11 protein-coding genes are annotated in these 14,278 nt (G+C 71.8%); 4 read left to right on the forward strand and 7 right to left on the reverse strand.

The features are described 5' to 3' along the window. Window positions 1-35: 35 nt before the first annotated feature. From DMP23_RS08980 to DMP23_RS09000, 5 genes are all read right to left on the reverse strand, one after another. Window positions 36-314 carry an HPr family phosphocarrier protein gene (locus DMP23_RS08980; RefSeq protein WP_107051082.1) on the reverse strand — a complete coding sequence of 93 codons (279 nt, stop codon included), beginning with the start codon at window positions 312-314 and terminating at the stop codon, window positions 36-38. Between the two features lie 10 nt (window positions 315-324). Continuing rightward, window positions 325-1,794 carry a PTS fructose transporter subunit IIC gene (locus DMP23_RS08985; RefSeq protein ID WP_337820749.1) on the reverse strand — a complete coding sequence of 490 codons (1,470 nt, stop codon included), beginning with the start codon at window positions 1,792-1,794 and terminating at the stop codon, window positions 325-327. A 1-nt stretch (window position 1,795) separates the two neighbouring features. Beyond that, window positions 1,796-2,248, reverse strand: coding sequence for a PTS sugar transporter subunit IIA (locus DMP23_RS08990; RefSeq protein ID WP_275292959.1), 453 nt, complete (start codon window positions 2,246-2,248; stop codon window positions 1,796-1,798). After that, window positions 2,245-3,189 carry a 1-phosphofructokinase gene (pfkB, locus tag DMP23_RS08995; RefSeq protein ID WP_337820750.1) on the reverse strand — a complete coding sequence of 315 codons (945 nt, stop codon included), beginning with the start codon at window positions 3,187-3,189 and terminating at the stop codon, window positions 2,245-2,247. Before pfkB ends, DMP23_RS08990 begins: the two co-directional genes overlap by 4 nt. Window positions 3,190-3,274: 85 nt before the next feature. After that, entirely contained in the window at window positions 3,275-4,036 is a 762-nt protein-coding gene (locus tag DMP23_RS09000) for a DeoR/GlpR family DNA-binding transcription regulator (protein ID WP_037815217.1), read from the reverse strand. Between the two features lie 103 nt (window positions 4,037-4,139). Between DMP23_RS09000 and ptsP the strand changes: the two genes are divergently transcribed. After that, window positions 4,140-5,714: a phosphoenolpyruvate--protein phosphotransferase gene (gene ptsP / locus DMP23_RS09005; protein WP_337820751.1), complete on the forward strand. Its 1,575-nt coding sequence runs from the start codon at window positions 4,140-4,142 to the stop codon at window positions 5,712-5,714. Here ptsP and DMP23_RS09010 read toward each other — a convergent pair whose 3' ends face one another. Next, window positions 5,715-6,611 (reverse strand): SDR family NAD(P)-dependent oxidoreductase, encoded by an 897-nt coding sequence (locus tag DMP23_RS09010; RefSeq protein WP_134734343.1) that lies wholly within the window; start codon window positions 6,609-6,611, stop codon window positions 5,715-5,717. A 352-nt stretch (window positions 6,612-6,963) separates the two neighbouring features. Between DMP23_RS09010 and DMP23_RS09015 the strand changes: the two genes are divergently transcribed. Both DMP23_RS09015 and DMP23_RS09020 read left to right on the forward strand, forming a co-directional pair. After that, window positions 6,964-8,172: an MFS transporter gene (locus DMP23_RS09015; protein WP_134734342.1), complete on the forward strand. Its 1,209-nt coding sequence runs from the start codon at window positions 6,964-6,966 to the stop codon at window positions 8,170-8,172. Between the two features lie 464 nt (window positions 8,173-8,636). Beyond that, entirely contained in the window at window positions 8,637-10,001 is a 1,365-nt protein-coding gene (locus DMP23_RS09020) for a GGDEF domain-containing protein (RefSeq protein ID WP_337820752.1), read from the forward strand. Window positions 10,002-10,107: 106 nt separating this feature from the next. Here the strand turns inward: DMP23_RS09020 and DMP23_RS09025 are convergent, their stop codons facing one another. After that, complete coding sequence (locus tag DMP23_RS09025) at window positions 10,108-11,445, reverse strand: transposase family protein (RefSeq protein WP_337820753.1); 1,338 nt, start codon at window positions 11,443-11,445, stop codon at window positions 10,108-10,110. A 627-nt stretch (window positions 11,446-12,072) separates the two neighbouring features. Between DMP23_RS09025 and DMP23_RS09030 the strand changes: the two genes are divergently transcribed. Continuing rightward, window positions 12,073-14,244 (forward strand): phospholipase A2, encoded by a 2,172-nt coding sequence (locus DMP23_RS09030; protein ID WP_337820754.1) that lies wholly within the window; start codon window positions 12,073-12,075, stop codon window positions 14,242-14,244. Window positions 14,245-14,278: the final 34 nt, after the last annotated feature.

Consider the following 14,278-nt stretch of genomic DNA (forward strand, 5'->3'; position numbering starts at 1 on the left):
CGGGGACAGTCCCGGCCGCACCGTTTCCCGGCGGATCAGGCGTCGAGATCCTTGGCGATCAACTCGACCAGCACGTCCACCGACTCCCGAGCCTGTGCGCCGTCCGCACTGAGCTCGACCTCGTCGCCGTGCGCGGCCCCGAGAGTCATCAGACTGAGCACGCTCCCCGCGTCCACCGGGTCGCCGACCGCGCCACCGGAAACCTTGGCGATCCGAACCTTCGCGGGCTGCGCGGCAGCGGTTTGCGCGACCAGCCCGGCCGGACGGGCGTGCAGTCCGACCCTGCTGGCGACGACGATGCGGCGTTGGTACACGACAGCCTCCTCAGGCATTGACCGGATGAGCGGAAACAGCGGCGGCCGGCTCGGCGGAACGGAACCGCAACTGCTTGAGCAGGACCACCGACGTGGCGGCGACCAGCGTCCCGGCCACGAGCGCGACCAGGAACAGCAGCGGGTTGCCGATCAGCGGCACCACGAAGATCCCGCCGTGCGGCGCGCGCAGCGTCGCGCCGAAAGCCATCGACAGCGCTCCGGTGACAGCCGAACCGGCCATGATCGACGGGATCACCCGGAACGGATCCGCCGCGGCGAACGGGATCGCGCCCTCGGTGATGAACGAGGCGCCGAGCAGCCACGCGGCCCGGCCGTTCTCGCGCTCCGCGGCGGTGAACAGCTTCTTCCGCACGGTCGAGGCGAGCGCGAGGGCGAGCGGCGGCACCATCCCGGCCGCCATCACCGCGGCCATGATCTGCAGCGAACCGGCACTGCCGGTGGTCAGGCCGCCGACGGCGAACGCGTACGCGGCCTTGTTGACCGGACCGCCCATGTCGAACGCCATCATCAGCCCGAGCAGCGCGCCCAGCAGCACCGCGCTGGTGCCGCTCAGGCTGTTCAGCCAGTGGGTGAGACCGGTGGTGGCGATCGCGATCGGCTTGCCGACCACGACGTACATCAGCACGCCGACCACGACGGTCCCGAGCAGCGGGTAGACGACCACCGGCATGATGCCGCGCATCGCCTTCGGCACCCGGATCTTCTTGAGCCCCAGCACCACGCCGCCGGCGAACAGCCCGGCCACCAGGCCGCCGAGGAATCCGGCCCCGATGGCGACCGAGACCGCCCCGCCGACGAAACCGGGTGCGATGGCGGGCCGGTCGGCCATCGCGAACGCGATGAACCCGGCGAGCACCGGCACCAGGAACTGGAACGCCACGCTGCCGATCTGGTACATCAGCGCGGCCCAGCCGGCGAGCGAACCGGCGTCGAAATGCTCGGTGACCTTGGGCGCGTCGGCGATCTGGTACCCGCCGAGCGCGAAGCTCACCGCGATCAGCAGGCCGCCCGCGGCGACGAACGGGATGAGGTAGCTGACGCCGGTCATCAGCCACTGCCGGATCCGGGAGCCGAGCCGGTCGTGCTCGCCGACCTTGGTCGTCAGTTCCGGTTCCGCGGCGGCGGGCTGAGCGGCGGGCTGGTCGGCGGGCGGCTCCGCGGCAGCGGCCTTCGCCCGTTCGAACAGCCCGGCCGCGTCGTTGATCGCGGCCTTCACCGGGGCTTCGACGATCGGCTTGCCCGCGAACCGTTCCCGGCCTGCCACGGCGAGGTCGGCGGCGAAGATGACGGCGTCGGCGTCCGCGATGTCCGCCGCGGACAACGGTTCGGAACCGGCGGAGCCCTGCGTCTCGACCACGATCGTGTCGCCGTTGGCCTTCGCGGTCTGCTCCAGCGATTCGGCGGCCATGTACGTGTGCGCGATGCCGGTGGGGCACGCGGTGATGGCGACGAACTTCATGTCAGGACACCTCCTCGCCGATGTAGGCCGCGACCGCCGCGGGATCGGCGGCGTCCAGCAGGGTCTGCTTGAACTCCGCGCGGACGAGCCGGCGGGCCAGCGCGGCGAGCACCTTCAGGTGCGCGGAATCCGCGCCGTCCGGCGCGGCGATGAGGAAAATCAGCTTCGCCGGGCCGTCCGGGGCACCGAAATCGATGCCGTCGGCGCTGCGGCCAAAGGCGAGCGTCGGCGCGGTGACGGCGGCCGAGCGGCAGTGCGGGATGCCGATGCCGCCCTCCAGCCCGGTGGCCATCTGCTCCTCGCGAGCGGCGACGTCCTTGAGGAACAGCTCGAGGTCGGTCACCCGCCCGGCGGACACGAGCCGTCCGGCGAGCGCGCGGACCGCGGCGTTCTTGTCCGCGGCGGCGAGCTCGAGGTCGACCAGGTCGGCGGTGATCAGGTCTGAGGTGGTCATGCTGCGGCTCCGCTGAGGGTGAGGGTGGGATCGGCGGCGAGCAGGCGCACCTGGTCCGGGTGCACGTCCTGCGGGGCGGGCATGCGGCTGCCCTCCTGCGCGACCGCGGCGGTGCCGTAGGCGACCGCGGCGCGCAGGGCTTGGGGGCCGGTTCCTCCCGCGTGGAGGAATCCGGCGAGTGCGGCGTCTCCGGCGCCGACGGTGCTGCGCACGGCGACCAGCGGGCCGAGCGCGTGCCAGGTCTCGGTGCCCTCGACCAGCACGGCGCCGCGCGCGCCGAGGCTGACCAGCACCGCGCCGACGCCCTCGGCGACCAGACCGCGGCACACCTGCACCACGTCGCCGAGCTGGGGCAGCGACCGCCCGGCCAGCTCGGCCAGCTCGTCGAGGTTCGGCTTGATCAGGTCGGGGCGGGCGGCGAGCGCGGCGGCCATCGGCGCCCCGGAGGAGTCGACGGCGACCTTCGCCCCGGCGTCGCGGGCGAGTTCGCCGAGCTGGGCGTAGAAATCGTCGGGCACTCCGGCCGGCACGCTCCCGCAGCACACGACCCATTCGGCGCGCGCGGCGAGTTCGACGGTGCGCTGCCGCAGAACGGCCAGCTCCGCCGGGGAAAGCTCCGGGCCGGGCTCATTGATCTTGGTGGTCGTGCCGTCCGCCTCGACCAGGGTGATGTTGCTGCGGGTGGTACCGGAGATCGGCACCGCGACGACGGGCACTCCCTCCGGAGCGAGCAGGTCGGCCAACCGCTCGCCGACCGGGCCTCCAGCCGGAAGCAACGCGACGGTCGGCGACCCGGCGGCGGCGAGCGCGCGGGAAACGTTGACGCCCTTGCCACCGGGATCAAGCCGGACCCGGGAGGCACGCAGCACCTCGCCGCGCCGAAGCTCGCCGAGCTGAGCGGTGCGGTCCAGACTCGGGTTGGGCGTGACGGTGACGATCATGCGACCACCGCCTCGGCGGCCAGCAGGACAATTCCCGGCAGCCCGCAGTCGCGGTCCAGACTCCGGTCGGGCGTGACAGCGGCACTCATGCGAGCACCACCTCAGGACCGGCCTCTTCCAGCTCCGCGACCGCGCCCGCGTCGATCCCGCCGTCGGTCACCAGCACGTCGATCTCCGACAAGCGGGCGAACCGGCTGAGCTGGTCCGCGCCGTACTTGCTGTGGTCGGCGAGCAGGACGCGGCGACGGGCAGCGGCGACGAGGGCGGATTTCACCGCCGCCTCCTCGACGTCCGGCGTCGTGCAGCCGTGTTCGGCGGAAAACCCGTTCGCGCCGAGGAAAGCGACGTCGGCGAGCAGTCCGTCGAGCGCGTGCAGCGATGCGGAACCGACCGTCGCGAGCGTCGTCCCGCGGATCCGGCCGCCGAGGATGTGCAGCGTGATTCCCGGGCGAGTGGCCAGGATCGACGCGATCGAAAGGGAGTTCGTGATGACTGTCAGGTCGCGGTCGGCCGGGAGCAGCGTCGCCAGGCGGCTGGTCGTGGTGCCCGCGTCGAGCAGCACCGAACCGCGGTCGGGAACCTGGTCGAGCGCGGCGCGGGCGATCGCGTCCTTCTCCGCGGCGTTGGTCTGGTCGCGCTGGGCGACCTCGGGCTCGAAGTCGAGCCGGTCCACCGCGACCGCGCCGCCGTAGACCCGGCGGACGACGCCCTGGCGTTCGAGGACGCCGAGGTCGCGGCGGATGGTCTCGGGCGCGACGCCCAGTTCGGCGGCGAGGTCGCCCACGTCGACCCGTCCGTCTCGGCGTGCCCGCTGTGCGAGGAGCTGATGCCGTTCGGCGGCGTACATGCCCGTTCCTCTCCGCTGTTTGCCCGTTGTCATTTGATTGTGCCCGTTGTTACCGTACTGTCAATCCCCAGTTACAAGATCCTTTGCTCCCGGAGGTCTCGCCATGTCGTTGTCCGGAGTCGGAGTCAGCCCCGGCCAAGCACAGGGCCCGCGCGTTGTCGTGGCCACTGACCTGGTAAAACCCGAGGACCGGCCGGTGCCCGCCGACCTGGCGCGGGAGGCGGACCGGATCGCGCCCGCCGCCGCCCGGGTCGCTGCCCGGTTGTCCGATCGTGCCCGTTCCGTGTCCGGTGCTGCCCGGTCAGTCGTGGAGACGACCGCGGCGATGGCGGCGGATCCGGCGCTGCTCGCGTCCGCCGAACAGCTCGTCCGGGAGCAGTCGCTGCCCGCTCCGCGCGCGGTTTGGGAGGCGGCCGCGAAGTTCATGACGGCGCTCGAAGCCGCGGGCGGATATCTGGCCGAGCGCGCCCGCGACGTCGCCGACGTGCGGGACCGGATCGTCGCGGACCTGCTCGGGGTGACGCCGCCGGGCGTGCCCGAACTGTCGGCGCCGAGCGTGCTCGTGGCCCGCGACCTCGCCCCGGCCGACACCGCCGGTCTCGACCCGGAACTGGTCCTCGCGCTGGTCACCGAAGAGGGCGGGCCGACCAGTCACACCGCGATTCTCGCGCGGGCATTGGGAATTCCGGCCGTAGTCGCGTGCTCCGGAGTGCTCGCCGCGGACAGTCCGGGCCTCGCGGTGGACGGCTCCGCCGGAACGGTTTCGCCGTCCGACGCCACCGTGCGCGCCGCGAGCCGGAAGCCGCGCGCGGAATGGGACGGTGTCGGCGCACTCGCCGACGGGCATCCGGTGAAGCTGCTCGCGAACGTCGGCTCGGCGGCGGACGCCCGCGCCGCGGCCGAGGCGGGCGCGGAGGGAATCGGCTTGTTCCGCACGGAATTCTGCTACCTCGCGGCGACGGACGAGCCCTCCGCGGAGGCGCAGCGCGAGGCCTATGCCGCGGTGCTGGCGCCGTTCGCCGGGAAGCCGGTGATCGTCCGGACGCTCGACGCCGGTTCCGACAAACCGTTGGCGTTCTTGGACATGGGCGACGAACCGAACCCGGCGCTGGGCGTGCGCGGCGTGCGCGTCGCGTTCGACCGGCCGGAGCTGCTGGACCGGCAGCTGACGGCGATCGCGGGCGCCGCCGCCGACACCGGGACCGCGCTTTCCGTGATGGCGCCGATGATCGCGACCGCCGCCGAGGCACGCTGGTTCGCCGAACGCGCACGGGCCGCGGGGATCGCCCGGGTCGGCGTGATGATCGAGATCCCGGCGGCGGCCTTGTGCGCCAAGGAAATCCTCGCCGAGGTCGACTTCGTTTCGCTGGGCACCAACGATCTGGCGCAGTACGTCTTCGCCGCCGACCGGCAGCTCGGCGCGGTCGCCGCGCTCAACGACCCCAGCCAGACCGCGTTGCTGCGCCTCGTCGGCATGGTCGCCGAGGCCGGGGCGACCGCCGGGAAACCGGTCGGCGTGTGCGGGGAGGCCGCCGCCGACCCGGGCCTGGCCCCGGTGCTGGCCGGGCTCGGGGTGACTAGCCTGTCGATGAACTCCGCCGCCCTCGCCTCGGTCGGCGCGACGCTGCGCGCGATCGACCTGTCCGGCTGCCGCGAAGCCGCCGCGAAAGCCCGCTGATCACGACGCCCGGATCGAGTTCTCCGTCCACTTGCGCAGCCGCGGCGGCACGCGCTTCTCCAGTCCGTAGTTCTCCAGGTGGGCGGAGAACACCTCGTCGAACGCCTGCTGCACGGTCTCGGTGTCCCAGTCCGGCCGCTCCAGGATCGGCTGCTTCAGGTACGGCTGCCCCATCACGTGCAGCTGCGGCCCGTTGCACCGGATCATCTGCCCGGTGATGCCGTGCGACCCGTCGCCGAGCAGGAACAGCACGAGCGGCGCGATCTTCGCCGGCGTGCGCTCCGGCGGGCAGGCCCGCAGCGCGCGTTCGGATTTCCAGACCATCCGGGTGTGCGCCACCGGGCACACCGCGTTCACCCGGATCCCGGAATCGTCGAGGTCGAGCGCCCACGAATAGGTCAGCGACGCGACCGCGCCCTTGCTCGCCGAGTACACCCCGAGCTTGCGCTGCCCGAGCGACGCGCCGGAGGAGATGTTCACGATCGACCCGCCGCCGCCCGCGCCGACCATCGCCCGGATCGCGGCCAGCCCGGTGTACATCACGCCGAGCACGTTCACCTCGACCAGCTGGCGGGCCTGCTCCGCGTCGTCCTCCCAGGGCAGCGCCTCGTAGTTGAGCCCCGCGTTGTTCACCAGGCCGTCGATCCGGCCGAACTCGGCGACGCACTGGTCGACGATCGCCTGCGCCTGTGCCGGGTCGGCCACGCTGTGCCCGTTCGCGACCGCGCGTCCGCCGTGGCCGCGGATGGTCTCGGCGGTGCGCTCGGCCAGGTCGGCGTCCACGTCGTTGACCACCACCGCGCCGCCCGCCCTGGCGACGTGCACGGCGAACGCCTCCCCGAGCCCGCGTCCGGCCCCGGTCACGACCACGGCCTTGTCCTTCAACAGTCTGTCCACGCTCACTCCCCGCTGGTGCGCCCGGCGCGAGGACGGCCGCTCCGCCGGGTCTCTCCCAGTGTTGGACCGTTCGGCCCAATCGCACCGGACGATGGCGACGAACGGTGGTCGCGCTGCGCCGAACGAGGAAAGCTGATCAGTGCCACGGATACCCCGCGGCAGGTCAGTCCGAACGGCTCCGCGTTCCGGCCACCGGATTCTTCCCGACTGTTCACCCTGGTGTGATCGGCGGCATACTGAGGGTGCATGCCCTGGCCGGAGCGGCGACACTCCTGGCCAGGAGCGAACCAGGCGAAGGCACAATGCGGTACACCCGCATTCACTCGATCGGGGAGGGGGCAGTGGTCATCTCGTGACGACCGAAGCGACCTCTCGGCTTACGGCGCCGCTGCGGAATGTCGAATACCGCGTGCTCTGGGCGGCGGAGGCCATCTCGAGCGCGGGCGACCAGCTGGCGAAGGTGGCGTTGTCCATCCTCGTCTACCACCGCACCGGTTCCGCGCTCTGGGCTGCCGTCGTCTACGCGCTGACCTTCCTGCCCGCGCTCGCCGGCGGGCTCGGGCTGTCCTTCCTCGCCGACCGCTATCCGCGCCGCGCCGTGCTGAGCGTGAGCGCCGCCGCGCAGGCGGTGCTGGTCGGGCTGATGAGCCTGCCCGGGATGCCGCTGGTCGCGCTGTGTTTGCTGCTCGTCGCGGTGCAGCTGGCCGCGTCACCGGCGAACGCGGCGCAGAACGCGATCACCCGGGAAGTCTTCACCGACGACCATCTGTACCTGCGCAGCCAGGACCTGCGCGGGATCACCACCAACACGGTGCAGCTGCTCGGCCTCGCCGGCGGCGGCGTGCTGGTGACGGCAGTGGGCACGTCGTGGGCGCTGGCGATCGACGCGGTGAGTTTCGCGATCGCCGCGGTGATCGTGCGGGTATGGGTGCACGACCGGCCCGCCGCCGGAGGCGACCACAGCACCTGGTTCTCCGCGACGCGCTGGGTGTTCGGGCAGCGCAAACTGCGCGTGCTGATCGCGTTGTCGTGGCTCGTGGGGCTGGCCGTGGTGCCCGAAGGACTGGCCGCGCCGCTGGCCCAGCAGCTGAACGCGCCGTCCGCGGCGGTCGGCTGGCTGCTCGCCGCCGACCCGCTCGGCTTCGTCGCCGGGGCCTATCTGCTGTCGAAATTCGCGTCCGCCGAGGTCCGGCAGCGCCTGCTCGGCGTGCTGGCGACGACGTCGCTTGCCTTGCTCGCGCTGTTCCTGCTGCAGCCGAACCTGGTGGTCGCGCTGGTGCTGCTCGCGCTCGCCGGTGCGATGGGCGCCTACATCATCACCGTGACCGCGACGTTCTCCACCTGGGTGCCGAACGAACTGCGCGGCGGCGCCGGCGGGCTTTACCGCACGGGGCTGCGCGTGGCGCAGGGCGTCGGGGTGGCTCTCGGCGGGGTAGTCGCCCAGGCGACCGGGTCTGCGGTCACCGCCATCGCGCTGGCCGGGCTGGCCGGCGTGGCTCTGGCGATCCCCACCGCGTTCTCGTGGACCCGGGTGCGGCACGCGGTCGCGGCCGGGGCCTGATCGTGGGTTGCGGGATGGAACTCTGGCCGGGGTCGAGGCACCGGCCGAATGGGTCCGGATACGCCGGACGGGAAGTCGGTTCACGCTTCACGGTCACGCACGGAACACACCTCCGTTCGCATTGTCACGAATCCGTCGTGGATCGGTCACGGAACTCACGCTTCACGGTCACGCACAGCTGTCCACCTCCGCTCGCTGACAATTCATCGGAAAATGACAACAGCTCGATTCACGCTTCGCGGTCGCGCACGGGAAAACACCTCACTCGGGGGGACAGCGGGGACGCTCCTCCGCAATTTACTTCATGGATGCAGCAGTTGTCGCGGAAGGCGTCTCCGGGTTCGGAGACTACGGCCGAATACAGCGTTCGAAGTCGGTGAGTGAGATGATACCGGCAACTGATAACGACGCAGAACCGGGAAGCTTCCGGGAACCGCATCCGACACCGGAGGAGGCACGGCCCGATGCCCGGAACCGAACCGGCGCGCGGTGACCGCCGCGGCCCCGGGGAGGAACCGCCCGCCGCGACGGGCTTCGCGGGACGGCTGCGCGCGCTGATCGCCGCGAACCCCGTTTCCTCATGGGATCTCTGGACGAAACCGCGCCGGATGGTGGCGTTCCTGCTCGCCTGGGACGCGATCGCGGTGGCGCTGCTGACCTTCGGCGTGATCGCGTCGCCGAGCCCGGATCTCGTGGACTGGGGCCGGTTCGCGATCCTCGCCGGCTGCGCGACGGTGCACATCCAGCTCACCCGGCGGCAGGAGGAACGGCGGCGCAACCGGGTCACCGCCGTCCACATCGACCTGACCGGCATCTGGGTGTTCCCGGCCGCGCTGCTGCTGCCGATCCCGCTGACCCTGCTGCTGATCGCGCTGCTGCGGATCCAGCGGTGGTTCAACTCCCGGCGGCCGCCGCACAAGTTCGTGTTCACCTCGTTCACGCATGCGGTGTCGGCATTGCTGGCACACCACCTGTACCAGACCTTCGCGTCCGCCGAACTGGCCCGGCTTTCGCCCGCGAACTCGTTGCAGGTCTTCGGGATCCTGATGCTCGTCGGCTTCAGCTACGCGGCTTTGCAGGCGATCGTGATCGGCGGGCTGCTCGCGCTCGGCGGCACGTCCGCGCCCACGCTGCGCAACGTCTTGGGCACCAAGGACGACAACCTGCTGGAGCTGTCGACGATCAGCCTCGGCACCATCGCGACGATCCTGCTCGTGAACATCCCGCCCGCGATCGTGATCCTCGTGCTCATCACGGTGCTGGGCAACCGGCTGGCGGAAATCAACCAACTGCAATCCGAAGCGCGCACCGATCCGAAAACCGGGATCTTCAACGTGCGCGGGTGGTCGGAATCCGCGGAACGCGCGCTGACAAGGGCCGCGCGCGGCGGGGAAACCCTGGCGCTGCTGATGATCGACCTCGATCACTTCAAGTGGATCAACGACACGTACGGCCACCCGGCGGGCGACGACGTGCTCCGCACGGTCGCGCAAACTCTCGACGAGATAACCCGCCCCAAGGACATCATCGGCCGCTTCGGCGGCGAGGAGTTCCTCATCCTGCTGCCCGACGCGGACACCACGGCGGCGAAGGTGACCGCGGAACGGATCCGTACCGCAATCGCCGATCAGCGCATCGTGACGACCGACAAACGCGGCGGTTCGGCATTGATCACCGGCCGCACCGGGTCGATCGGCGTCGCATTGCTCGGGGTGAACGGAACGACACTGGAACAGTTGCTGCAAGCCGCCGACGCGGCCGTCTACACCGCGAAGGAAGGCGGCCGGAACCAGGTGCGCTTCGCGGATGCGGATCTGCCGTCCGAGTGATCCACAATTCCGATCACCGGCACTCTTTGCGATTAATCGCGAAACCGATTCAGCAACTGTCCGCGACGAGCCGCGCCCCGTTCCTCCGCCGGATTGAGCCGAGGGGTTAATTGTCGGCCGGACCGCTAACCGGGGCAGCCGGTTTTTCGGCCGGATCGGAACGGCCGGGATTGCCGAACCCGGACGGCCGAGACCCGAAAATCCGCCGCCGCTCCCTCGGACTCGGCCCTGGCTCGGTCGGGCCGCGTTCCGTCCATCGTGGATCGAACCCTCCCGAGCCGCACCGCGGCGATGCTCCCGCCCGGGCTGCGGACTCCCCGCTCCAGCGGAGGTACGTGAGGGGAACCCTCACGGAATCAGATTCCCTGAAGGTGGCCCTCACGTACGCCCACAGCGCACCGCACCCACCGGCCCCGCACCCACCGCGGAGAACCCCCAATGCCACATTGGGTGCGCTGGACGCACCGAACGCCACATTGGGTGCATCTGACGCACCCAATGGGGTTTTTTCATCCTGGTTTGTGCTGGTCATGGCGGGTTGGCGGGGTGTGGTAGTTGTCAGGCCGGGGTGGGCTGGGCGGTGTCGCGGGCGTGTTGTTCGTGCTGGGTGAGGACGAGCAGGGCGCGCAGCAGTGTGGTGGCGTGGTGCCATGCGGAGTTTGTCGAGGATGCGCCAGTTTTTGAGGGCGGCGAAGCCGCCCTCGACCGCGCAGCGCATCGCGGCGAACGCCGCGTTCGCCTGTTTCTGGCCTTTCGTCAGCGGCCGGTTGGTTTCGGCTTTGAACGGGGTGAGCACGATCTGCTCGCAGGGCCCGCCGCAGTGCGGGCAGTCGCGGGCGGTGCGGACGTCTTTGTGCCAGCCGTGGAAGCCCTTGTCCCCGGCCGGGGACAGGCCGCGGGCGTGGAGCCGTTCGCGGATCCGCAGCCGGCGGGCGGCGGTGATGTCGGCGGTGCGGCCCGGCAGGACCGCGGAGATCCACAGCAGCCGGCCCGCCTCGTCGGTCAGCCCGAGCACGACCAGCCCGTGCTGTTTGTGCTTGCCGCTGTAATGGGCCCGGTTGGCGCGCCCGGCCCGGCGGCGGGTCCGGATCAGCGTCCCGTCCACCAGCGCCACCGCCGCGCCGCGGGCGGCCAGCCGGTCCAGGACCCGGTCCAGCCGGGCGGCGCGGGCGGCGAGCAGGCCGACGGTTTCCAGCACCCACCGGCGCACCGTGGAGGCCGAGACGCCGTGACCGCCGGCGATGTGCGCCAGCCGCGGATCGTGGCGCAACACCGCCAGCACCACCAAAGCCTGCCCGGCCGGGCCGGCTTTGCGCCAGCGGGACCGCAACCGCCGCCGGCGCCCGCGGATCAACTCGGCGACCAGCTGCAGGGTCTGCCGCGAAAGAGGAAGAACGACCTGGTAGGAAAGAGGGTCGAAGCCCTCGGCGGATGGTTGACTCACATCTCGATCCTGCCGAGGGCTTCACCCATGCCCACGCCGCCACGCCGGGCCCCGACAGCACTTCCCCCTTGCCCCACAACCCAACCAACCCGCAACCACCGCCCCCACCAGCCACAACCACGATGAAACAACCCCAATGTGGCATTGGGGCGCGTCGAGCATGGCCAGCCGCGCACCGCACCTGCGCCGAGAGCGGCGGCGAAGACAGGAATCGAGCACCCCACGTAGCTCCCGAACCGCTCAGCGCAATCAACGCCCTCACCCGCCCAGGGGCCCGCGGCCGAGGTTGGCCCCTCCAACGGGACGGGCCGCCGCCCCACCCCGGGGCTCACTGCCGAGGAGGCTGGTCCCTTCCAACGGGACAACTCCTCCCGCGCCCCACGCGTCACAGCCGACGAGACTTGCCCGCTCCAGCCGGACAGCTCCTCGCCCCACTCCAGGGCTCACCACCGACGAGGCTGCCCCTCCATCGCGACGGGACCCCTCACCCCCAGGGCGCACCGCCGACGAACCCGCCCCCCTCCAGCGAGACAAGCCCCCTCAGCCCAACCCCGGGGGTTACCCCCCACCCGGGTGAGGGGGACAGCCGCCTCCCGTAGCGCGCGTCGGGCTGGCACCCTGGTGCGCATGCCAGCCACCGACGACCGTGCCCCGGCCGCCGTTCGCGTTCGCCGACCTTGGTCGACGTCCGGCTGGCTGCTGCTCGTCCTGCTCGTGGTGTTCGGGTTCGGCCTGATCGCCTCGCGGCCCGCGTCCCCGCCCGACCAGGGTCCGCCGACCGGCGGCGTGCTCGCGGCGCAGAACGCGGTCGAGGCGCTCGCCCATCCGGACGGGCAGGCCACCGCGCTCGCGCTCCTGCCCAAGGACTTCACCGCGGTCACCGGCGTGAAGCCCGGCCCGCTGCCTGCCCGCGACGGCACCGTCCGCGCGGCGCACCTCGACGGCGGCTGCTCGGCCCCGTGGGGCGACGACAACACGAAGTGGGACTTCTCCGTCCCCTGCAAGGCGCACGACCTCGGCTACGACCTGCTCCGCTACGCCAACGACAAGGGCCATCCGCTCGGCCAGTCCGCCCGCGCCGCGCTCGACGACCGGCTCGAGCAGGACATGCACCGCACCTGCGAGCTGAACCCGGTGAACTCCGAGCGCACCTGCCAGCTGGTCGCGTCGGTGTTCACCGGCGGGCTGGTGGTCAACTCGTGGCATCAGCGCTGGGGCCCGCCGGTCGGCGACCCGATCGGCCCGATGGTCGCCGGCGTCCTGGTGATCGGCTGCCTGCTCGCGATGCGCCTGCGCGGCTGGCACACCGCCCGCCGCACGACCCCGCGGCCGCGCCTGCCTCGCGGCGTCCCCCGGCCGTGGGCGGTGCTCGGCATCGCCGGGGCGGCGGCGCTGCTGGTCGGCGAGTCGGCGACCGCACTGGCCGACTGGGCGGGCGCACCGCAGGCCACCTGGTGGCCGCTGACCTGGCTCGCGCAGCTCACGCCGTTGCTCTTCTTCGCGGGCGGCCTCGCCAACGCGGCGGGCTGGCGGGCCGAACGCGACCGCGGCTACCGGCATTACCTCGCCGAACGGTCCAGCCCGTTGTTGCGCCCGGCGTTGATCTTCGCCGTGGTCGCCCTGATCGTGCCGCTGGCGCTGGAACTGCTCGGCATCCCGGCCGGGACCAACGCCACCGTCATGCGGATCGCGCTGCACCCGCTGTGGCTGCTGGGCGTCTACCTGCTGACCGTCGTCGGCGCGCCGATGCTGCTCGCGCTCTACCGCCGTACGCGGCTGTGGTCGGTCGCGGCGCTGACCGCCGTCGTCGTAGCCGGAGAACTCGCCGCGAGCTGGACGGACGTGTCCTGGCCGCGCTACGCCGCCACGCTCGCCTTAGCGCTCCTCGCGCAGCAGGTGGCGTTCGCGTACGCGGATGGCGTCCGGCTTCGCCGCCCAGTGCTCGCCGTCGCGGCTGTAAGCGGCGTCGCGGCCCTCGCGGTCGCAGTGTTCGCCTTCGACGCTTCGCCGGTACTGCTCGGCAACCCGGGCGCGCCTGCCGCGTTGTCCGCGCGGCCGTGGACCGTCCTGCTGCTGGGTGTGTCACAGCTCGGCCTCGTCGGGCTCCTCGCGACACCGCTGCGTCGCTGGGCCGCCCACGACCGCGTCACCCGCACCGCCGGGCTGATGCTGCGCGCCCCGATGAGCCTGTACCTGGCGTTCCTCGCCGCGATGTTGCTGCTCGTCGCCGTCGTCTATCTGCCCGGACCGATCGCGAACGGCCTGACCTGGCTCCTGCAGCCGCGCATGCTCGCCGCCGTGGCGCTGCTGCTCGTGCCCGCGGCCCTGGTCTTCTGGTGGTTCGAACGCCATCCGGGCAAACCCGGCACCGAAGCGCCCGCCGCGCCGCTTCCGTACACGCCGACCGGCCGTCGTCAGGTGCTGCTCACCCGCGCCGCCGCCGCACTGGGCATCGGCTACGCGACGCTCGGCGTGTTCGGTCTCGCGCTGGCCCGCTTCGGCGCTGAAGCCGCGGACGCCGACGTGCTCGGCTTGCGGCTGGACCCGGTCCAGAGCCTCGTGCACCTTCTCCTGGGCGTCCTGCTGCTGCACGCCGTCCGGACCGGCGGAGCGGCGACCTCGGCCGCGACCTGGTTCGCCGCAGCGCTGACCTGTGTGCCGTCGCTCGTGGCCGCCGCCGGGGGCGAAACGCACGGCTCGGCGGTCGTCGTCCTGCACCTTCTCACCGCGGCGTTGGCGCTGGTCGGAGCGGGTTCGTGCATGGTGCCGACGAGACGGGCGGCTCCCGCGACACCCTGACGCGCGACACGCGTACCGCCGACCGGGCGAAACT

Origin of the sequence: Amycolatopsis sp. A1MSW2902 (assembly GCF_017312175.1) — a bacterium.
In the GTDB taxonomy this organism is placed as follows: Bacteria; Actinomycetota; Actinomycetes; order Mycobacteriales; family Pseudonocardiaceae; genus Amycolatopsis; species Amycolatopsis nivea.